Genomic DNA, 21,024 nt, shown 5'->3' on the forward strand with positions numbered 1-21,024 from the left:
TCTCACTAGCTACACGGCCTTAATGTTTCGGACAAAGCTTACAACTGTTAACCGATCCAGTTTGGCTTACGACGTAGATCCAATGTATGAGGGTACTCCCCGGGCGCTTCCTCCGGCGGCGGCGCCAAGGGGCGCGGCGGCTCAGTAAAGAACTCCCGCACTGCGTCCAAATCCGGTCGTGGCGTATAGGGACCGGGGGTATGCTCTAGCGTGCCAAACCGATTACCACGCCGAGCCTCCGCTTCCATTGCATTCACGGGGAAGGTCTCGTAGCTACGCCCGCCGGGGTGAGATACGTGGTAGCTACAGCCACCCATGGAACGCCCAGTCCAGGTATCGATTAGATCGAATATAAGCGGCGTGTGAACCCCAATGGTAGGGTGTAAGGCGGATGGCGGCGCCCACGCGCGGTAGCGCACGCCGGCAACATATTCACCGTGCGTGGCGGTATTGCGCAGCGGCACGCGCCGTCCGTTACAGGCAAGTATATAGCGGCCATCGGTTAGCCCAGTGACCTTCACCTGCAAACGCTCCACCGATGAATCCACATAGCGAGCGGTACCGAAGCTACCCACTTCCTCCCCCAGCACATTCCACGGCTCAACCGCCCAGCGCAGTTCAATTTCAATCTCGTCGAGCTTTACTCGGCCATAATGCGGAAAGCGAAACTCCTCAAAGGGTAATAGCCATTCCGCCTTGAACGGGTAGCCATGTTCCTGCAAGTCGGTGACGACTTCGTTCATGTCCTGCCACAAATAATGCGGCATCATGAACTTATCGTGCAATGCCGTACCCCAGCGCACCAGTGGCTTTTTATAAGGTTCAGCCCAAAATCGTGCGACCAAGGTGCGAATCAATAGTGCCTGAACAAGCGCCATGCGGCTGTGGGGAGGCATTTCAAATCCGCGAAACTCTAACAAACCCAAACGGCCGGTAGCGCTATTTGGCGCATACAGTTTATCGATACAGAATTCAGCGCGATGGGTGTTGCCGGTGATATCAATCAGCAAGTTCCGCATTAGCCGGTCAACCAGCCAAGGCTGATCCGCCAATCCTTCGGGCATTTGCTGAAAGGCTATCTCCATCTCGTAGAGCATTTCGTCCCGCCCTTCATCGACGCGGGGCGCCTGACTGGTTGGGCCAACAAACGCGCCAGAAAATATATACGACAAGCTTGGATGGTGCTGCCAAAACGTGACCAAACTGCGCAGTAAATCCGGGCGGCGAAGCACCGGGCTATCGGCCGGAGTGGCGCCGCCAAGGGTGATATGGTTGCCGCCGCCGGTACCCGTATGACGACCATCAAGCATGAACTTTTCGGCGCCCAAGCGACATTCTCGCGCGGCAGCGTAAAGCTCTGTTGTGTTTGCAACGAGCTCCTGCCAATTCGATGTCGGGTGTACATTCACTTCGATAACGCCAGGGTCAGGCGTGACCAGTAACTTTTGGATACGTGGATCACGAGGTGGTTCATAGCCCTCAATGATGACCGGCACAGCCAGCTCATCGGCTGTTTCTTCAATAGCCGCTACCAGTTCAATATAGTGTTCTAAACTGTGTAAGGGCGGCATAAAGATATGGACTTTGCCGCCCCGCGCCTCAATACACATCGCAGTGCGAACCAGTGGCAAACTGTCGTCGACTGCGTCAGCAATAGCCCTACTCGCACCTTGTAATTGCTGGGGGGTAGGCGGGTTCGATTCCAACGGAAAATGAATATCCTCCCGAGCCTGTAAATTACCACGAGGATCGAAGGGGTCGCGATCAGCTGGTATATCTGGTGCTGTTGATTCAGGTAGATCCCCTAACGGCAGGCGTAAGCCCATTGGCGAATCACCCGGTGTAAGGATAAGGCGCTCACGTTTTACATTCCAAATACTACTCGTCCATTCACCACTGGCGGGATCGCAAGCCAAAGGCACTATATAGCCGCTAGGGTCTTTAAAACCCTGTTCTAATAGCCTAGCCAAACGGCGGCGACCTAAATCGTCACTAATTTTGGCGGCGAGAATATCAATGTTTTTAGGAATCTTTTGTTCTTGTAAAAGATAGTGCAGAGCATCTTCGTACGCGGGCTGCACATAGTCCTTGGGCAAGCTCAATAATCCAGCCAATTTAACGGCAAATTTTTCCGCGTTTTTAACCGTGTGGCCATAATCCTGATCAACCCGCGCTAATAATTCAGGCTTAGTCCAAAGCGCCTCACCATCTTTACGCCAAAATAGACCCAGCGCCCAGCGCGGTACTTCTTCACCGGGATACCACTTGCCTTGGCCGTAATGCAATAAGCCCATGGGCGCAAAATGATTGCGCAATTTCAATAATAATGTCTTCGCCAAACGCAGCTTATCGGCGCCAAGGGCGTCAATATTCCACTGCGCGGATTCCATATCGTCTACCGACACAAAGGTCGGCTCGCCCCCCATTGTTAGGCGAACATCCTTTGCCACCAGATCGCGATCAACCGCATCCCCTAACAAAAGAATATCCGCCCATTGGGCATCGCTATAGGGCTTGGTGACCCGCGGATCTTCATGGGCACGCTCTACTTCATTGGAGTAGTCGAACTCTACTTCACACTCATCGGTGTAGCCTTCGATAGGCGCGGCTGAGACTGGGTCTGGCGTGCACGCCAGCGGGATATGACCTTCGCTGGCAAACAGGCCTGAAGTAGGATCTAGCCCTATCCACCCTGCGCCAGGAATATACACCTCGCACCAGGCATGCAGATCGGTAAAATCCGTCTCTGGGCCACTGGGGCCATCCAGGGATTTCTCGTCAGAGCTCAGCTGCACTAAATAGCCAGACGCAAAACGTGCAGCTAAACCTAAGTGACGGAAAATTTGTACCAACAGCCATGCCGAGTCGCGACATGAACCCTTGGCAAGGCTTAGCGTTTCTTCTGGTGTTTGCACCCCTGGCTCAAAGCGTATGCAATATTCTATTTTCTTTTCGAGTATCTGATTCACTTCAACCAAAAAGTCGTTCATTCTCCGTGGCGCTTTAGAGATCGACCTCACGAGCTTATTAAAAATTTTCCCTTGTTTTTCTTTTTCCAAATAGGGAGCAAGCTCCTTTTTAAGCTGCTTCTTATAGTAAAAAGGGAAGTTTTCAGCGTATTCTTCAAGAAAAAAGTCAAAGGGATTTATCACCGTCATGTCGGCGATAACTTCTACCTCAATAGAAAACTTATCGGTTTTCTCAGGAAACACCAAGCGGCCAAGGTAATTCCCGAAGGCATCTTGTTGCCAATTTAAAAAATGCGTCTCCGGAACGACCTTCATACTATAGCTGTGGATTGGGGTGCGACTATGTGGCGCTGGCCGAAGGCGAATGATGTGAGGCGACAAGTTAACCAAACGATCAAACTTGTAATAGGTTTTGTGGTGAATTGCCACGCGAATTGTCATTACATCTCCTGCGGAAACCGCATTTCAATCAATGTTGATTGATCATTAATTAGCCAAGCAATTGCCCGTTATAGCGCCTTGTCATAAAGAAGCAGTGGACCCAGCAAAATATACGCCTACCCTATGCAATAGCTACTGCATTAGTGTGACACCACCCATTTCTTTACAACGTCGACACGTTGAAACAAGCATATTTCGCGCCACATTCTATACAAAGCCTTTTAATGGGCTTTTCAAAAACAACGAACGGCGTGAATATTAACCAAAGCTGGGCTAATGGGAGAAGTAAACGTCCAGCTTAATGGTAAAGCTCGCCTCAGCGTTCCATCCATCCGCTTTTGGAAAAAAGACTTCTGGGCTCGCTGTTACAAACACCCACTCCTCATAAAGTTTGTAGGTGTAACTGGTGCCAACGAAATAGGCCGTCAATTGAGCTTGAAACTCATTTGAAAAAACCAAGCCCGCGCGGTACTCCATGGCAGTCCGATCCGAAAGCCCTTGCGTTAAGGAGTAGACATGCACATTCTGGAAAAAGTCATACTGATCTTCGTACTCAAGCACCGTCCAGTAGCGCAAGCCCATGCGTTCACCTAAAGGTCTCGTCAGCTCAAACTCTGAGGTTTCACCCCAGCCTCGATCACTGAAATACCATACTTCCTGCAAAAACTCAGGCGTCCATTCGCCCCATTTTTCAAAGGGTCGGCGTAAACGATAACGACCAAAACCAACCAGTGGCGCGCGCAGTTTGACACCGACACGAGCGGATCGTTTCCATTTATGCCACTCACTATCAGGGCTAATCTCGATGCCCGAGACAGACTCTTTGCGGTTAAAACGCTCGCCGGTGGAATTGCTCCGCACCCGCTCTTCTAGCGAGTTTTCACTCGCCTCGTCGCTGCTAAAGAACAGCTTCATTTTGCGCTGGGTATTGGGTAAATCAAACTTTGCCTTCACCCTTACGTCAGTCTGAATTTCGCCGCGCTCCTCCCAGGTTTGCTTAAACTGGAGTTTCACGTAGCTTTCATTCTTATAATCGGGAGGGGCGTCCTCTTTACTGAAGTAACGGTCGACGCCTTCGGCAAAATCGACCCAAGACTCCGACCATTCATCACGGGTCTCTTCAGCGCTTAAAAGCGATCGGGTAATGAAACTCGGCGGAGGCGTATCAGCATCGAGGGAGCGAGCTAAGACAGGGGGAACATAAAGCAAGACGACAGCACAGCACAGCATCACTATGTATCTGCACTGCCGGCAAAAACTCAAACCCATGACTGCTACCAACTTCATTGATGTCTAAAGACTATAGAAAGGGCGGCTGTTAACGTCCACTAAACAGTGCAAAATACACAAACAAAAAAGGCACCCGCAGGTGCCTTTTCTCGGAACATCAACTCTAGATCAACCGTCTTTCAACGCTTCTTGACGCTCTAGCTCTTTTGCCATGAACTGCATCCACTGCTTAGCGTAGTCCTTGGATTTCTCGCTTTTCGCTGCTTCTTTAAAGGCCTTTTTAGCACCTTCGTATTCCTGCAGGTTAAAACGAGCCATACCGAGCACGAGGTAAGCGGTATCTGGACGCTTGAGATCACCCTTTTTAAATGCGTTTTCAATCGCCTTCTCGGCTTTATCAAACTCATCATTATCGAGGTAAATATTCCCTAAACGTGACCACAACTCACCCTTATCAGACTTGGCAGCCGCTTTTTCCATTTCTGGAATCGCGCGCTTTAACTCCTGAGCCTGACGCCAAGCGTTACCCAGCAACTCCAAATTCTTAGACGTAGCGGGGATATCGCCTTTCTTAATCCCTTTATCCAGAACCTTAGCTGCTTTATAGGGCACTTCCTGAGACAGGAAGAGATACGCCATATTAATTAGCTCTTTGTCATTATCCAGAACACCTTCGGTGTAAGCCGTCTCCATTGCTGCAGTCGACTTGCTCTCCATTTTCAACTCGTTATACATCGCTGAAAGCTGAAGCCAATAGGCCTTCTTCTGGTAGTGCTTCAGCGTTTCTTCAAGAATCGCAGTTACACGTTTAATGTCGTTCTTTTCATAGTACAAATAGCGCTGCAAACCCCACCATTGCTCTTTAGGAACTTTGCCGCGACTGGTGTAATCATTGATAGCAACTTCAATGTACTTCAGCGCTTTATCTAAGTCCTTAAGCTGGTAGTAACCCTGCGACAGTAAGGCATAAGCACCAGCGCCCGGATCTTCTTGCATCTCTTGCTTTGCTTTAAACCATTCCTGAAGAGTTTTTACCCCGTTGCGGTAATCCTCTTTTACGAAGTAAAGCTGGGCAATGGTGTACTTGGTATTTAACTCCATCGCCTCCGGAATATCCGGCTGCTTAACCACGTTGCGGTATGCATCCAAAGCCAAATTGTACTTTTCTTGCGTAAAGTAAATAAACGCGTACATATTGTAGAGATTGGCAAGCTCATAGCTATTGAGTGAATTTCGCCCTTCTTTATCGCGAAGTTCATTCAATAAGTTAATCGCCTGACTGTATTTTTTCTCGTCCGCAGCCATCTGCGCTTCATTTAATTTTTCATAAATTTTAGCGCGGATTGCTGGTGTTCTACGTGTGCTACGCTTGGGCTTCTCTGATCTGTCGGCGGCGTGGGCGACACCCACGCTAAGCTCACCTACCAGCGGCTGCACGGCGGTGCTTACCACCGGCAGAGCAAGAACAGTGGCAACACCTAAGACCAGGGAGCAACCCAGCTTGACCAACACCGGACGCATCGCTTTAGTGCTCGAGTGATAATCAGACATTATTTTTCCAACTCATAAGTGAACCGGTTTTGAATGCCCGGCACCTCAATAGGCTCGCCGTCGGACACACGCGGTTTGTACTTAAACTTTTCTGCGGCTTTTACAGAAGCTCGCTCAAAATAGCCGGACGGCTCACAATCGACTGCCACGATATCACGGGTAGTACCCGCTTTTGTCACCGTGTATTCGACCGTACAATAACCCGTTACACCTCGACTCTGCGCACGACGTGGATATATTGGTGCAACTTTGACGATTGGCAAATATTCACCATCAGAGGCGGAAAGCCCCCCGGCGGTATTTGTCAAATCGACACTCTGAGCTGGCGTCATATTGACAACATCCATATTCGGATTGATGTCTTCCATCTCAGGCTGCTCCATATCCGGCGGTGGCTCATCTGGCTCCTTCGGCTTATCGGGCTTGCTGTCCTTCATTGTCTCAATTTTGGTGTCGGGCATTTGGATATCGGCCAGCTTTGTCCGCGGCTTTTCATCCAGCGATTTATCAGCCATCTCGATAAGCGACGGCATTATGATGAACAGCGCTGCTGTCACCATAAATGCCAATACCGCACCATATAAAAGTCGAATATTCATATTGATCAGCTGTCTTCAGTGGCCAATGAAACATCGTATACACCAGCCGATCGGCTCGCGTCGATAACCGCAGTAACCGTCTCGGTATTCGAGGCTTTATCAGCCTGAATAACCACGGCACCTTTTGGATTTTCGGCGTGCATCCGCTCAACAACAGAGCGAACTGCGCGCTTATCTACCCGGCGCTTATCAATCCAGATTTCATTAGTTGCTGTTACCGCAATCAGGATATTAACATTCTCTTTTTTACTTGATGTTGATGCGTCTGGTCGGTTCACCTCAACGCCAGCTTCCTTAATAAAGGATGCTGTTACAATAAAGAAGATCAACATGATAAACACAACGTCGAGCATCGGCGTTAAGTCTATTTCAGAGGGATTATCCTCTTGTCCGCCTCTTTTATTCCTTCTCATGTTAGCTCTCTTAGTGATCTGTTGTCAGATGGTCTTCCAAAAGCTCGCTCTCACGCTCTGCAATACTTTTAACATAGGTATTGATAAAAACGCCTGACAAAGCCGCAACCATACCCGCCATTGTCGGGATTGTTGCTTTTGAAACACCGCCGGCCATCGATTTAGCATCGCCGCCACCCGTTACCGCCATGATATTAAACACTTCAATCATACCGGTAACAGTACCCAACAACCCTAACAGTGGGCACAGTGCCACCATTGTCTGGATCATTGGCAAACTCGCATTAATCTTAATTGATACTTCAGATATCAATTTTTCGCGAATTCGCTTGGCATTCCAGGATTTACGCTCTGTGCGATTCTCCCAGGTACCAATGGCACCGTTGACGTCTTTCGACAACTCGAATTTGTAATACCAAAGTCTTTCCAGAGCGAGAGTCCACATCAAAAATGTCAGGCCGGCGATGGCCCAAAGTACGTCGCCGCCTGCATCCATGAATCGTCGAATTATCTCCGCCCATTCATTCAGTAGGTACATCGCTTAATTCCCCGCGTGACCTTCCGTGTGTTCGGCAATGATGCCCGTAGTTTGCTGGTCAAGAACATGGATAATCTTCTTGGCCCGACCGCTCACAAAGGTGTGCAGTAGAACTGTTGGGATCGCTACCACCAGACCGAGTACAGTAGTTACCAGTGCACCAGAGATACCGCCAGCCATTGCCTTTGGATCACCAGCACCAAAGATGGTGATGGCCTGGAAGGTGATAATCATACCGGTTACGGTACCCAGCAGACCCAGTAGCGGGGCAACTGCGGCGATAATCTTAAGCAGGTTCAATGAGTTCTCAAGGCGCGGCGTTTCTTTCAGAATTGCTTCTGATAGCTTCAGCTCCAAGGTCTCCGGATCCATGCTTGGGTTATCTTCATGAATTTTCAGTACACGACCAAGGCTGTTATTACTATTGGCCTTTTTGGTCTTCAGCTGGCTGTTAACTTTCATATCTTCCAGCGTCAGAACTACCAAGCGCCAAAACGCGATCAGCAAAGCCAGAGCACCAACTGCGGTGATGACATAACCAACGACGCCACCTTGATGCCAACGTTCAGTTAAAGTCGGGCTGTCGATCAATGCCGCCAAGTAAGAGCCGCCAGTAGGGCCTGTAGGGTCAACACCAAAAGGATGCATGCCTGAAGTTGCATTAGCCAAGTCTTCAGCCCAATCCATGTAGCGCGTAGGCTGACGAGACAACACAGCCAGAGTGCCGTTTTCTGCGATGTACTGAAGATACTCACCTTCAGTATTGACTGCGTTGAAGGTACCAACACGGACAACGTCCTGCTCGCTCTTCTCGCCGCCAGCACTGGTTACAGTGGTGCGGAATTTAACAACACGACCAGACTCAGTCATTTCACGCTGAAGTTCAAACCATACGCGTTCGATTTCTTCAATGCTTGGCAGCTCTTCAGCACCAGCCATCTTAGCAATCAAGTCGTCGATAAACTGCTCACGCTGTGGGAACTGAATACTAACGAGTGACGATTGGAAGTTTGAACGCAGATCACCAGCAGTAGACGTCAGGTGACCGAACAACTCAGTCAATGTACCCAGACGTTCCTTAAGCGTACGCTGACGCTCAGTGATCACTGTCTCATTTGCTTCGAAGCTTTTTTCCAGATCGGAAGAACGCTTTTCTTCTGCAGCCAGGGTACGCTTCGCTTCATCCAGTGTTTTTTGCTGGTCGTAACGAGCGGCAACAAAGCGCTGTTCGCGCTCTTTGTTTTCACGGGCGTCGGTCGCATAACCCTGACGAACCATTTTAAGCAGTTCATCTAGCGATTTAGCGTCTTCGGCCATAGCGGGCATCGCTGCAACGGCAATCATACCGCCAAAGGCAAGCACTGCGGCTTTAAATAGATTACGTTTCATTATTTCGCAGCCTCCGGAGCAGGAATCGGGAGTTTCATAATATCGATAGAAGCCTGCTTATTCGAAATCCGCAGACCCTTTTGGATCGCACCGCGGTAATCGCCAGCATCCAATTCAACCCAGCTGCGCTTGTCTTGATCCCAAGCACCAGACTTCTCGCCGTCGGTGGTTTGGTACATTAAGCCAATGCGACCAATACGCAAGAAGTTAACGTCGCGCTCAGAACCATTGACCAGCGCTACGCCTTTGTAGCTGTCAATTTTACGGCCGTACTCGTTCTCAATTTTATATGCTTCAAGAACTTGACGGAATTTCTCAGCAATCGTGATATCCGAGCGATCCATGTTGCTACGCAGGAACTCAACACGCTCTTTACGTTCATCGATATGGAACGGCACATCTAGAGAAACGAACTGATCAAGGCCGTCGATCATACGAATCAATAAAGGGGTAATCTGGCGCTGAATAATCGTTGCTTCATCAACAGATTTTTCCAGACCAGCAATGCGGCGCAACTGGCCGGCAATTTGTTTTTCTAGACGAGCATTGTAGATGCGTAAACCATCTACCTGTTTCATAACAATTTTATAGTCTTGGAGCAAATCACCAGTTTCGGCCGCCAGACGGTCAATTTTGACTTGTGACTGCTGAGCTGCTTTCGTTCTCTTCTGACCTACTTCAAGAACTTTACTAACAGGGATCAGTGGTTTAGGGGGTGGCAGTTGTGCTGCCGCATCTTGTCCAGCAGTTGAGTCAGCTGAGTAGGCCGGCGACGCAGCCAGCATACCAACAGCCATACCGACCGCTAGCGCGATTGTTTTCAATCGTTGCGTTTTCATGGGAATTGCTTTTCCTATTTGGGACGTTTAGTGAAAGCAGAGCTTATTATCTTGTTCAGCCGTACGGCCAGTCGTAAGACCGTGCTTTCATACAGCGGAGCTTATTTTAATCACGAGCAATCATAAGAATCAACGAGAAAACTAAATGTTTCGTAATATAAAATCGTTTGCCTTCCGGCTGGGTTAATGTGTTACAGATTCGAGAATTAAGGTAACAATATAAATATTATAAGTAACGCCTATAGCTGGCGTGATTTTGTTATTACGCGAAATACCTGATTGTTATTTGTACAAACCACCTAACACTCAGCCGAAACCCGCTCCAACGTTACAAAACTGTAGCCTAAACCTCCGACACTTGTTACGGGATAACACTCTCTAGCCGTCTCGCACCACTCCACAGCCACCAATTCCGGGAACCACGCGTCGCCATCAAGACTAATATCTACCTCAGTAAGATAGATTTTTTGCGCCTCATTGAGCGCACTTCGATAAATTGCTTCACCACCAATCACGACAATCTCAGCCAAACCCTCCGCCAAGGCATGCTCACGCGCCAGCGCCAAGCCCGCATTTAAGCTGGACACTACATCCGCGCCCTCAGCGACATATCCAGACTGCCGACTTATCACAATATTCTTGCGACCAGGCAGCGGGCGACCGATCGATTCCCAGGTTTTACGCCCCATCACAATCGGCTTACCCAAGGTCGTCGCCTTAAAATGCTTCAAGTCCGCAGGTAAATGCCAAGGCAATTGATTCTCCACACCAATAACTCGGTTATTTGCCATGGCAACAATCAAAGAAACAGTAACCGTCATGAAATCTCCAAATTAGATTGCGATTGGGGCTTTTATGGCCGGATGAGGTTCATAGCCAGCAAATTCAAAGTCTTCAAAATCATAGTCAAAAACCGATTCGGGACGACGCTTTATCAGCAACTTTGGCAAGGCTCGCGGCGTGCGACGCAACTGCTCTTCAACAATCTCGTCGGTTAGGTGATTTTGATATAAATGGCAGTCGCCAAAGGTGTGCACAAAATCACCGACGTCTAAATCACACTGCTGAGCGATCATATGGGTCAGCAGTGCATAGCTAGCGATGTTAAAGGGCACACCAAGAAACAGGTCTGCACTGCGCTGATAGAGCTGGCACGACAGCTTGCCGTCTGCCACATAAAACTGAAACAAAGTATGGCATGGCGGCAGCGCTGCGCGGCCGCGACGAACATTTTCTTGGGGACTCAAAGACTCATCGGGAAGATCAGCAGGATTCCAGGCATTTACCAGCAAGCGCCGAGAATCCGGCTTGCGACGAATCATCGCAACGACCTCGCTAATCTGGTCAATCGTACTGCCATCTGGACAAGCCCAACTGCGCCACTGCTTGCCGTAAATCGGACCTAGGTCACCATTCTCCAGTGCCCATTCATTCCAAATCGAAACGCCACGCTCCTGCAACCAGTTATTGTCGCAGCTGCCCTGCAAAAACCAAATCAGCTCGCAAATAATACTGCGCAAATGTACTTTTTTAGTTGTTAGCAGGGGGAAGCCCTGCTGCAGATCAAAGCGCAGCTGACGACCAAATACTGAGCGCGTACCCACCCCCGTGCGATCACCCTTATCAGTGCCATTGTCGCGAACATCCCGCAGCAAATCCAAATACTGTTGCATACTATTTCCCTGCTTTCTTCGTTGTTCTGCGCTTCACAGGAGCAGCCGTTGCTGCACCACTAGGCGCCGATTCATTGCGGGTATAAGTCCATACCAACAAAAACCCGCCAATAATAATCATCGGCAGCGACAATTCTTGCCCCCGCGTAAGCCAGCCCAAGGCGTCAAAACCAATATGGCTATCTGGCTCACGTACAAATTCCACCAAAAAGCGGAAGCTACCGTAACACAGTAAAAACAAGGCGCCCGCTGCCAGCGGAGGCCGCTGCTTACGCGTAAAGAAAAACAAAATTGCAAACAATACCACGCCCTCTAGCGCGAACTGATATAGCTGCGATGGGTGTCGAGGTAATTGTGACGGGTCGCGGGGGAACAACACACCCCAAGGGCCATCGGTAGGACGCCCCCATAACTCTTGGCCGATAAAATTGCCAATGCGGCCCAGGCCCAAACCAATGGGCGCCAAGGGAGCAATAAAGTCCCACAACGCCGCCACCGGCACTTTAATTTTGCGAGCATACAAGGCGACGGCGACAATCACCCCAAGCAAGCCACCGTGAAAGGCCATGCCACCTTCCCAGACCCTGAACAACCACAGCGGATCTTGCAAAAACTGGGGAAAGTTATAAAAAATAACATAGCCAAAACGGCCACCCAAAATCACCCCAACCGCGCCGTAAAAAATCAAATCTTCAACCTGAGCCTCATTAAGAGGACTCCAAGGCTGGTGGCTGCGACGCTTAGCCAAAAACCACGCAGCGGCAAATCCGGCTAAGTACATAAGCCCATACCAATGAATAGACAGCGGCCCCAAACTCACGGCGACTGGATCGAAATCCGGATGTCTCAACATGCTCTATAGTGCTCCCCAAATAAATTGACTACCAACCACTAACAAAAACCCGGCAAACGCACGACGCAGATGTGTCGCAGATAAACGCTGCGCAAGACGCGCACCCCACTTCGCGCAGGGCGCACTCAACAAAACCAAACCCAGCAATGCAGGCCAATACACGAACCCGGTACTGTAGTCCGGCAGGCTGCTATGACCGTAACCAGCAACAACATTACTCGACGCGCCCACAATCGCAATGGGCAAGCCACAAGCCGCAGAGGTTGCAACGGCGCCCTGCATACGCATATTGCACCAACTTAAATAAGGCACGGTTAACGAGCCACCGCCGACACCAAACAAGGCTGAAAAATAACCAATGCCCACACCCGCCGACGCCAGCCCAAGCGTTCCGGGCAGCGCTCTACTCGCGGCGGGTGCAATGGCAAGCCCCATATAGGCGGCAATAACCAGACAGAAAATACCAAAGGCCAGCTTCAAGCTCTCGGCCTCCATGTAACTCGCTGTCCCCACACCAAAAACAACACCAGCAGCGATGCCCGGCGCCAAGCCTCGCCAACTCGACCAGTCAATATTGCCCAGTTGATGATGGGCGCGCACCGAACTAAGTGATGTGACCACAATCGCCGCCAAAGACGTACCCACGGCCAGCTGCATCGCAATATCGGGGGACACCGCCAGCACTGCGAAGCACGCCACTAGAGCAGGCACAATAACAAGGCCACCGCCCACACCGAACAAGCCCGCAGCAAAGCCAGCAATCGCGCCTACCCCAAGATATATTAGCAATACCATCACACAGTAGACTCGCATCAAAGCTGCTATTATGACGGCCTCTACCGGCAAACAACAGCGTATGACTCCATGTGTTTAATATTATTGTCATGGCAGCAAGAGCCCGACCGGCCATTGATTATTGCGGCAAATCGCGATGAATTCTATTCGCGACCAAGCCTAGCCGCTGACTTTTGGCCGGATCATCCGCAAATATTGGCGGGACGTGATCTAGAACATGGCGGCAGCTGGCTCGGCATTAGTCGCAACGGCCGCTTTGCCGCCGTTACCAACCTCCGGGAAGTCGAGCACAGCGGCGAGCAAAGTCGCGGAGACCTCGTTAAACATTTTTTGCTGAGCGAAAACTCAGCGTCTGATTATTTAGCGGAACTTGAGGCAGAAAAAGACACCTACCGGCCATTTAACTTTATTGGCTTTGACGGCCACCGCTTAGGCTATAGCAATAACAGCGAAGCGGGCTGGCAACTATTGTCGCCGGGCAGCCACGCAATTGGTAATATTCCGCTGAGCAGCACGAATGACAAAACCGCCAAAGGCACAATCGATATGAACGCCGCGATTAGCAGTGAAGCCAGCCACTTAGCACTACTCGCCATGCTGCAAGATAAAAGCCCGAACGGACAGCACCAAGATGCGTTTCATCATGCGCTGTCTTGTCGCTTCGTAAGCGTCGCCGATTTCAACTACGGCACTCGTTCAAGTAGCGTGGTAAGTCGCCACCGAAATGGCCACTGGGATTTCTGGGAGCAGCGCTATAATACCAACTCAGCAGATCCAAACTTCCTGCAAGTAAACGCGCTAAACCATTTTCAGGCCTAAAACACGATATCGACGCTATGCACTGCCAATCGGCTGCAGTAGACGCTCCATGCCAACACCAATCATTGCCTTGCGCAAAAGGGCTTTCACCTCGTCAGCCGTATCGACCACCATCACGCCGTCGAGTAAGCCCTGCAAATCCTCAAAGCGGCAGCTGCGAATAACCGCCTTAACCCGCAGCAGACTGTTATCGTTCATTGATAACATATCGTAACCCATAGCCATAAGAATCAAGACCGCCGCGGGGTCTCCAGCCAGTTCACCGCATATACCAACCGGCTTACCTTCCGCGTGAGCGGCGTCAACAACCTGCTGCAGACTGTTTAAGACTGCGGGATGATAAGCGTGATAAAGATCCGCAACACGGGTGTTATTGCGGTCGACCGCCAGTAAATACTGCGTTAAATCATTTGAGCCTACCGACAAAAAGTCGACTCGCCGCGCCAGCTGCCGCGCCTGATAAACCGCAGCAGGCACCTCAACCATCACCCCAATAGGTGGCAGACTAATATCCCAGCCGTCTTCAAGCAATTCGTCAAAAGCCCTGCGCACCAGCTCCAGCGCTTCATCAACTTCCTGCACATTACTGATCATCGGCAGCATAATGCGCAAATTATTCAAGCCCTCGCTGGCCTTGAGCATCGCCCGAACCTGCACGAGAAATATTTCCGGATGATCCAAGGTTACCCGGATCCCCCGCCAACCAAGAAAGGGGTTTTCCTCCTCAATTGGGAAATAAGGTAAGGCCTTATCGCCACCGATGTCTAAGGTCCGCATCGTAACGGGCAGCGGCGCAAAGGCAAGCAACTGCTCGCGATAAATGATGCGCTGCTCTTCTTCACTGGGGAAACGCTCGCGCAATAAAAAGGGGATCTCTGTTCGGTATAAGCCAACACCTTCAGCGCCCCGATCGAGTGAGCGGGCAACATCAGCCATTAAGCCGGTATTAACCCACAACGGCATGCGATGACCGTCAAGTGTCTCACTAGGCAGGTCGCGTAAAGCCTCCAAGCCCTGATTCAGCGCGTGGTCTTCTTCAGAGACCGAGCGGAAATGCTCGTAGACGTCGGCGGTTGGATTATAGTGCACATACCCTGAGTAGCCGTCGACAATGAGATTGGCATTTTCAATTTGAGTATAGGGTAAATCGCTAGCACCCATCACTGTTGGAATACCCATAGCGCGGGCCAAAATTGCTACGTGGGAGTTACTCGAGCCCCGCACCGACACCATACCAACCAAGCGGTCCCGAGGCACGTCGCCAAGCATAGAAGCCGTGAGCTCCTCGCCAACTAAAATCGTTTTTTCAGGGTATTCCGTAGGCTCCACATCGCTGGCTTGCAGATACGACAAAACCCGGCGCCCCAAATCCTTAATATCCGTTGCTCGCTCTTTGAAATAAGCATCTTCCATCATTTCAAAGGCGCGAACATGGCTCGACATCACCTGGCTCAAGGCACCTTGCGCCCACTCGCCGGCCTCAATTTTAGCAACGACCTCAGATGCCCACGCCCCGTCATCAATAATGCGCAGGTATACATCAAATAAAGCGTGCTCATCCGCGGGCAATTGCGTGAGCAACTTATCACTTAAAGCGCGAATATCGACGCGAACAGCGTCCAGCGCCTCAGCAAAGGCTTTGAGTTCTGCCTGCGGGTCGTCGCTCTGGCGGCGAGGCACCGAGTGCAATTCAGCCAGCGGCACGATCACCACGGCCTGACCTATCGCCACCCCCGTCGCGCCGGCAATGCCCTTAAATGACGCGGTGGCACCGACGGTATTCTGCGCCGTATTAATTGAGCCCGTCGCCCGCGCGTGGGCGATAACCCCAGCTAGTTGAGCAGACATAGTGACGAGAAAAGCCTCTTCATCTTCATCAAAGCGACGGCTGTCTTTTTGCTGAACGACCAGCACTCCCATCACCGAGCGCTGATGAATGATCGGTGCACCAAGGAAGGAGTGGTAATGCTCTTCGCCGATACCCGGCAAAAACAAGAAATTAGGGTGCTTCTCGGCGTGGTCTAGGTTAACCGGCTCCTCACGGCGAGCGACTAGGCCCACCAAGCCTTCATCTGGCCCTAGGCTCACTTTGCCAATCAATTCTGGGTTCAAGCCTTGGTTAGCCATAAAGATCAGGCGTTTAGAATCCGGGTCGCGCAAATAGACTGTACACACCTCAGTATTCATTACTTCGGCGATACGGCTAACAATAATATCCAGAGCAGACTGCAAGTCACCGGCGGCATTAACCGCCTGAACAATACTGCGTAGCGCTTCTAGCATCATCGCAAATCACCTGCGCAAAGATCCCCGCCGCTATCTTTGACTAAGCGTGCATGGCGTGGCGCAAGCTCTTTCATGGCCCGCCGATACACCTCACGCTTAAACGCCACAACCTGACCAAGGGGGTACCAATAGCTCACCCACTGCCAGTGATCGAATTCCGCCTTATCACCGCAATCAAAACTGACTTTGGCGTCGTCGGTTTTCATCTGCAACAAAAACCACTTCTGTTTTTGGCCAATACACAGGGGTTTGTTCTCGCGCCGAATCAAGCGCTGAGGCAGGCGATAACGCAACCAGCCACGGGTGCAGGCGAGCAATTCTACGTCGTCTTCACGCAGTCCCACTTCTTCATAGAGCTCCCGATACAGGGCAGCTTCAGGCGTTTCGCCCTCATGAATACCGCCCTGAGGAAATTGCCAAGCACTCTGACCAACACGGCGCGCCCACAAAACTTGGCCCTGCTCATTCGCGAGCACGATACCAACATTTGGGCGAAATCCATCCGAATCGATCACTAGCTCACCTATAGTTTTGATTTTATGTCTGTTTTCTATTGTTCCACAAATTCACCACGCTGGGAATTCAGCAAATGAAGTCCGGGCGGGAAAGATGAAATTGCACGCTACTGGCGCTATGCTAGCCGCCCACTTCGACATCTTTCATGAGATTTACTATGGCCTTGGCAATTTTTGACCTCGACAACACCCTACTCGGCGGTGATAGCGACCACGCATGGGGTGAATTCTTAGTCAGCGAAGGCATTGTCGACAGCCGTGAATTCCAACAGCAGAACGACGAGTTCTACCGCCAATATCAACACGGAGGCTTAGATATACAAGCCTACCTGAGTTTTGCGCTAACGCCATTGAGTCGTTTTTCCAGTGCAGAGCTCAGCAAACTGCACCAAAGCTTTATGAGCAAATACATTACGCCACTGCGACTCCCTATGGCCGATGCGCTAATAAAACAGCATCACGAGGCAGGTGACTTTCTTATGATTATTACCGCAACCAACAGCTTCGTGACGGCACCCATTGCCGCCGCCCTTGGGATAGACACCTTGCTCGCCAGCGACGCCGAAATTATCGACGGGCGCTACACCGGCAAGCCCTCTGGCACGCCCTGTTTTCAAGACGGCAAAGTTCAGCGCTTAAAAGAATGGCTTGCCGCCAATAAGCAAAGTCTCGATGGGAGTTATTTTTACAGTGATTCTCACAACGATTTACCGCTACTCAAGATAGTCGATAAACCTTGTGCCGTCGATCCAGATGAGAAACTTAGACAATACGCGGAAACAGCAGGCTGGCCCGTAATCAGTTTGCGCTAGTCGCAAAACAAGCGACTAAGTAGTTTGTTAGCGTGACAGAGCCGCCCTTGGCTGCCCGGTCACGCCTGAGAGCAGACTATACTACTCGTCGCACTGCTCGTCATAAGCCTCGGCGTCGAGCAAATTATCTAGCTCGCTTAAATCCGAAGGCTGTATGCGGAAAAACCAACCATCACTATAAGGGTATTCATTGACGGTCTCGGGGCTCTCATCAAGCGCCTCATTAACTTCAATAATTTCACCTGATACTGGCGCATATATATCCGATGCCGCCTTTACCGATTCCACCACGGCCGCCTCATCACCAGCTGAGTACTCAGCTCCTACTTCTGGCAATTCAATAAAAACCACATCTCCCAAGGCATTTTGAGCGTGGTAACTGATGCCCACAGTCACGGTGCCGTCAGACTCAAGACGTGCCCATTCATGGGTGCTAGCGTATTTCAATTCGCTGGGGGTATTGCTCATTTAAGGCCGTCCTCTACAAACGTATGCGTAAGATGGGCGCATTTTAACGCCGCTGCGCGTAAATACAAAGTGCTCAGTGACGACTTTGGCGGATACTGATAATCACCGGGATTAATCCAGCCGCAACCAGTGCCAATGCAGGCAACGCCGCCAGCTGCCACTGGCCCTCTGCCGTCATTTCATAAATCCGTACCGCCAAGGTATCCCAACCGTAGGGCCGCAGTAATAAGGTGGCCGGCATTTCCTTCATGACATCGACAAAAACCAGTACCGCCGCCGTTAATAGACCCGGCCGCAGCATAGGCAGATAAATTCGCCATACCAGTGTCGCACCTTGCGCACCCAAGGTTCTCGCTGCCTCAGGCAGGCTTGGGCGAATGCGCTCAAGACTTGACTCCACGGGGCCCGACGCCACCGCAAGAAAGCGGATCCAATAAGCGGCCAAAAGCGTCAATAACGAACCCACTAATATTGGTGTGGGCGCCATCCCAAACACGCGCTGTAGTGGAATAAAAAACTGATTATCGATATAGGTAAACGACAGCATAATACCCACCGCCAATACCGAGCCGGGCAGCGCATAGCCAAGATGTGCGGCACCATAGACCGAACTAAAACGCCCTTTTTGACGACGATTAAAGGCCAGCACCAAGGCCAATACAACGGTAACCACGGCCGCAATACCCGCCAACCACAGTGAATGCGCTAATAATTCAAAAAATCGACGGTTGAGCTGCTCCGCGCCCGCGCCTAGCGCCCAAAGAATTAGTTGCAGTACCGGAAGCACAAACGCCATGAACAGGACCACTGAACAGATCAGGGTCATCATCCATGCGGTTAATGGTGATACCGCAAACCGAAACCGGTGCTGAAGCCGAGCGCCCTGTACAAAGCGCCGCCCACCCCGCGAACGGCGTTCAGCGAACAAGGTCAGTGCAACAAATAACAATAAAATCGACGCCAGTTGAGCGGCCGCCTGCAAATTAAAAAAACCAAACCACGACTTATAAATTGCGGTGGTGAAGGTATCGTAATTGAAAATGGCGACCGTACCGAAATCGGCAAGGGTTTCCATTAAAGCCAGGCTCACCCCAGCAATAATAGCTGGCCGCGCCATTGGCAGCGCTACCCGAAAGAACGCCTGCCACGCATTGCAACCCAACGCTCTAGCCGCCTCAATGGTATCGCTACTCTGAGATAAGAACGCACTGCGCGCCAACATATAAACATAGGGATAAAGCACCAGCGAGAACACCACAATTACCGTGGGTTCGCTGCGCACATCGATACTACCGTAGGCTTGGCCAACATGGTCTCTTAAAAAACTCTGTAGGGGCCCACCAAAATCGAACACCCCCAAGGTGACAAACGCCATAACATAAGCGGGCACGGCCATTGGCAGCATCAGCAGCCACTCAAACCAACCCCGCCCAGGGAAGTCGCACATCACGGTAAACCAGGCGAGGGCGATACCCAGCAGGCTCACCAGTATTCCGACCCCCACTAACAAGGTCAATGTATTGGCGAGCAAGCCGCCCAGCTGGGTGGCTATTAAATGCTGCCAGATATCTGTTTGCTCAGAAGACCAGCTGAATACAACAACCAAAATTGGCGCTAACACACACAGTACCGCCAGCAAACCAACGGCCCGCAGCAACCATATCGCCGCCGCAGATCGGCGCGATGTCGCCGCCACTAGCACAGAGGCCTGCACTCAGCGGTATCCCGCCCGGTCCATCATTTTAATGGCCTCGCCCTGCAAGCGGCCCGCCTCACTCATTGGCATGGTATCAGCACTGAAACTGCCCCATTGCTGAATGAGTTCCGACGGCGCAGTCGCGTCATTGACCGGATACTCTTGATTCAAACTCGCGAAGTCATATTGGGCTGTTGGCCCAGACATCCACTCCAGCAAACGCAGCGCCTCGGCTTTATGCTTGCTCGCCTTGGTTATACCTGCGCCAGAAATATTAACGTGCACGCCACGGCCTGCGGGCGCCGCACCTTGCTGATTGGCCCAAAACAAGCCCACAGGCAGATCGGGATTGTCGGCCAACATTCTGGCCAAATAATACGTATTGACCAAACCAACGTCACACTGCCCAGCATCAATCGCTTCAATCACTTTATTGTCACTGGCAAAAGGAGCAACAGCTAAGTTGTCGACCCAGCCGGCAACAACCTGCTCTGCCTTTTCTTGGCCCAACGCCACAATCAGGCTAGCCACAAGAGATTGGTTATACACTTTTTTTGCGGTACGCAAACACAGGCGCCCCGACCACTCAGGATTCGCGAGGTCTTCATAGGTCGACAACTCATCAGGCTTAACTCTATCGGTGGCATAGACAATGGTCCGCGCACGAATCGATACGCCGAACCAACGCCCCTGCTCATCCCGCAATGCCGGTGGCACATTACGAGCAAGAATGGCTGACTCGATAGGCTCTAGCACCCCAAGCTCAGCGGCCTGCCATAAATTACCGGCATCGACCGTTATAAGCATATCAGCAGGTGAGTTTTCGCCTTCGGCGCGCATACGCGCGAGCAACGGGCCAGCATCGTCAGTGACATAGCGAATGCGAATACCGGTTTCTTTGGTAAAGTCGTCAAAGATGGGTTTGATGAGCTGTTCAATGCGCGAGCTATAAACAACAAGCTCAGGACCCGTCGCACTATCGGCGGGAGGCGTACTGCGACCACAGGCGGCTAAACCCACTACTACCAAAATTGCCACTAGCCGTGCCGCGACTCTAAACATCATCAACGCCTCTCATATCAAACCTGGGCGTAGATGATAATTATTATCATTCAAATTCTCAATGCATTCCGCGGAT

The 21,024-nt window shown here is 51.0% G+C and carries 19 protein-coding genes; 2 read left to right on the plus strand and 17 right to left on the minus strand.

Translation table 11 applies throughout. The annotated features are described in order from the left end of the window. Positions 1-47 precede the first annotated feature (47 nt). The 12 genes from HNQ57_RS03445 to HNQ57_RS03500 all read right to left on the minus strand — a co-directional run bounded on the left by HNQ57_RS03445 (position 48) and on the right by HNQ57_RS03500 (position 13,290). Positions 48-3,410, minus strand: coding sequence for a transglutaminase family protein (locus HNQ57_RS03445; protein ID WP_184461233.1), 3,363 nt, complete (start codon positions 3,408-3,410; stop codon positions 48-50). Positions 3,411-3,683: 273 nt separating this feature from the next. Beyond that, positions 3,684-4,640: a hypothetical protein gene (locus tag HNQ57_RS03450; RefSeq protein WP_221301563.1), complete on the minus strand. Its 957-nt coding sequence runs from the start codon at positions 4,638-4,640 to the stop codon at positions 3,684-3,686. 168 nt (positions 4,641-4,808) lie between these two features. Further along, positions 4,809-6,191, minus strand: a complete 1,383-nt coding sequence (locus HNQ57_RS03455; protein ID WP_184461235.1) for a tetratricopeptide repeat protein — start codon at positions 6,189-6,191, stop codon at positions 4,809-4,811. Next, the gene (locus HNQ57_RS03460; protein ID WP_184461236.1) at positions 6,191-6,790 is read right to left on the minus strand and encodes an energy transducer TonB; all 600 of its coding nucleotides are present in this window, start codon (positions 6,788-6,790) and stop codon (positions 6,191-6,193) included. The genes HNQ57_RS03455 and HNQ57_RS03460 overlap by 1 nt, the downstream gene beginning before the upstream one ends. Positions 6,791-6,795: 5 nt before the next feature. Beyond that, positions 6,796-7,203, minus strand: coding sequence for an ExbD/TolR family protein (locus HNQ57_RS03465; RefSeq protein WP_008252309.1), 408 nt, complete (start codon positions 7,201-7,203; stop codon positions 6,796-6,798). A 10-nt stretch (positions 7,204-7,213) separates the two neighbouring features. Further along, a complete protein-coding gene (locus HNQ57_RS03470) occupies positions 7,214-7,741 on the minus strand; it encodes a MotA/TolQ/ExbB proton channel family protein (protein ID WP_184461237.1) in 528 nt (175 codons plus the stop codon). Positions 7,742-7,744: 3 nt separating this feature from the next. Further along, complete coding sequence (locus HNQ57_RS03475; RefSeq protein ID WP_184461238.1) at positions 7,745-9,130, minus strand: MotA/TolQ/ExbB proton channel family protein; 1,386 nt, start codon at positions 9,128-9,130, stop codon at positions 7,745-7,747. Continuing rightward, positions 9,130-9,969 (minus strand): DUF3450 domain-containing protein, encoded by an 840-nt coding sequence (locus HNQ57_RS03480; RefSeq protein WP_184461239.1) that lies wholly within the window; start codon positions 9,967-9,969, stop codon positions 9,130-9,132. Before HNQ57_RS03480 ends, HNQ57_RS03475 begins: the two co-directional genes overlap by 1 nt. Positions 9,970-10,268: 299 nt before the next feature. After that, positions 10,269-10,790, minus strand: a complete 522-nt coding sequence (locus HNQ57_RS03485) for a dihydrofolate reductase (RefSeq protein ID WP_184461240.1) — start codon at positions 10,788-10,790, stop codon at positions 10,269-10,271. A gap of 12 nt (positions 10,791-10,802) precedes the next feature. Then, the gene (locus tag HNQ57_RS03490; RefSeq protein ID WP_184461241.1) at positions 10,803-11,642 is read right to left on the minus strand and encodes a thymidylate synthase; all 840 of its coding nucleotides are present in this window, start codon (positions 11,640-11,642) and stop codon (positions 10,803-10,805) included. Position 11,643: 1 nt separating this feature from the next. After that, a complete protein-coding gene (lgt, locus tag HNQ57_RS03495) occupies positions 11,644-12,495 on the minus strand; it encodes a prolipoprotein diacylglyceryl transferase (protein ID WP_184461242.1) in 852 nt (283 codons plus the stop codon). Between the two features lie 3 nt (positions 12,496-12,498). Beyond that, positions 12,499-13,290 carry a sulfite exporter TauE/SafE family protein gene (locus HNQ57_RS03500; RefSeq protein ID WP_184461243.1) on the minus strand — a complete coding sequence of 264 codons (792 nt, stop codon included), beginning with the start codon at positions 13,288-13,290 and terminating at the stop codon, positions 12,499-12,501. A 69-nt stretch (positions 13,291-13,359) separates the two neighbouring features. Between HNQ57_RS03500 and HNQ57_RS03505 the strand changes: the two genes are divergently transcribed. Next, positions 13,360-14,109 (plus strand): NRDE family protein, encoded by a 750-nt coding sequence (locus HNQ57_RS03505; RefSeq protein ID WP_184461244.1) that lies wholly within the window; start codon positions 13,360-13,362, stop codon positions 14,107-14,109. A gap of 15 nt (positions 14,110-14,124) precedes the next feature. On the opposite strand, the gene ptsP is transcribed toward HNQ57_RS03505, so the two are convergent. Together ptsP and rppH are read right to left on the minus strand one after the other, a co-directional pair. Then, positions 14,125-16,392 carry a phosphoenolpyruvate--protein phosphotransferase gene (gene ptsP, locus HNQ57_RS03510; RefSeq protein WP_184461526.1) on the minus strand — a complete coding sequence of 756 codons (2,268 nt, stop codon included), beginning with the start codon at positions 16,390-16,392 and terminating at the stop codon, positions 14,125-14,127. After that, positions 16,392-16,910 (minus strand): RNA pyrophosphohydrolase, encoded by a 519-nt coding sequence (gene rppH, locus HNQ57_RS03515; RefSeq protein WP_008252319.1) that lies wholly within the window; start codon positions 16,908-16,910, stop codon positions 16,392-16,394. The genes ptsP and rppH overlap by 1 nt, the downstream gene beginning before the upstream one ends. A 158-nt stretch (positions 16,911-17,068) precedes the next feature. Here rppH and HNQ57_RS03520 point away from each other — a divergent pair, with 158 nt between their 5' ends. Beyond that, a complete protein-coding gene (locus HNQ57_RS03520) occupies positions 17,069-17,722 on the plus strand; it encodes a histidinol-phosphatase (protein WP_184461245.1) in 654 nt (217 codons plus the stop codon). An 81-nt stretch (positions 17,723-17,803) separates the two neighbouring features. Here the strand turns inward: HNQ57_RS03520 and gcvH are convergent, their stop codons facing one another. The 3 genes from gcvH to HNQ57_RS03535 all read right to left on the minus strand — a co-directional run bounded on the left by gcvH (position 17,804) and on the right by HNQ57_RS03535 (position 20,951). Further along, on the minus strand, positions 17,804-18,190 hold the full coding sequence (gene gcvH, locus HNQ57_RS03525) for a glycine cleavage system protein GcvH (protein ID WP_008252322.1): 387 nt from the start codon (positions 18,188-18,190) through the stop codon (positions 17,804-17,806). 73 nt (positions 18,191-18,263) lie between these two features. After that, positions 18,264-19,904, minus strand: a complete 1,641-nt coding sequence (locus HNQ57_RS03530) for an ABC transporter permease (RefSeq protein ID WP_226968232.1) — start codon at positions 19,902-19,904, stop codon at positions 18,264-18,266. Continuing rightward, positions 19,905-20,951, minus strand: a complete 1,047-nt coding sequence (locus HNQ57_RS03535) for an extracellular solute-binding protein (RefSeq protein ID WP_226968231.1) — start codon at positions 20,949-20,951, stop codon at positions 19,905-19,907. It abuts the gene before it with no gap. Positions 20,952-21,024 lie beyond the last annotated feature (73 nt).

This window comes from Zhongshania antarctica (genome assembly GCF_014202945.1).
GTDB lineage: Bacteria > Pseudomonadota > Gammaproteobacteria > Pseudomonadales > Spongiibacteraceae > Spongiibacter > Spongiibacter antarcticus.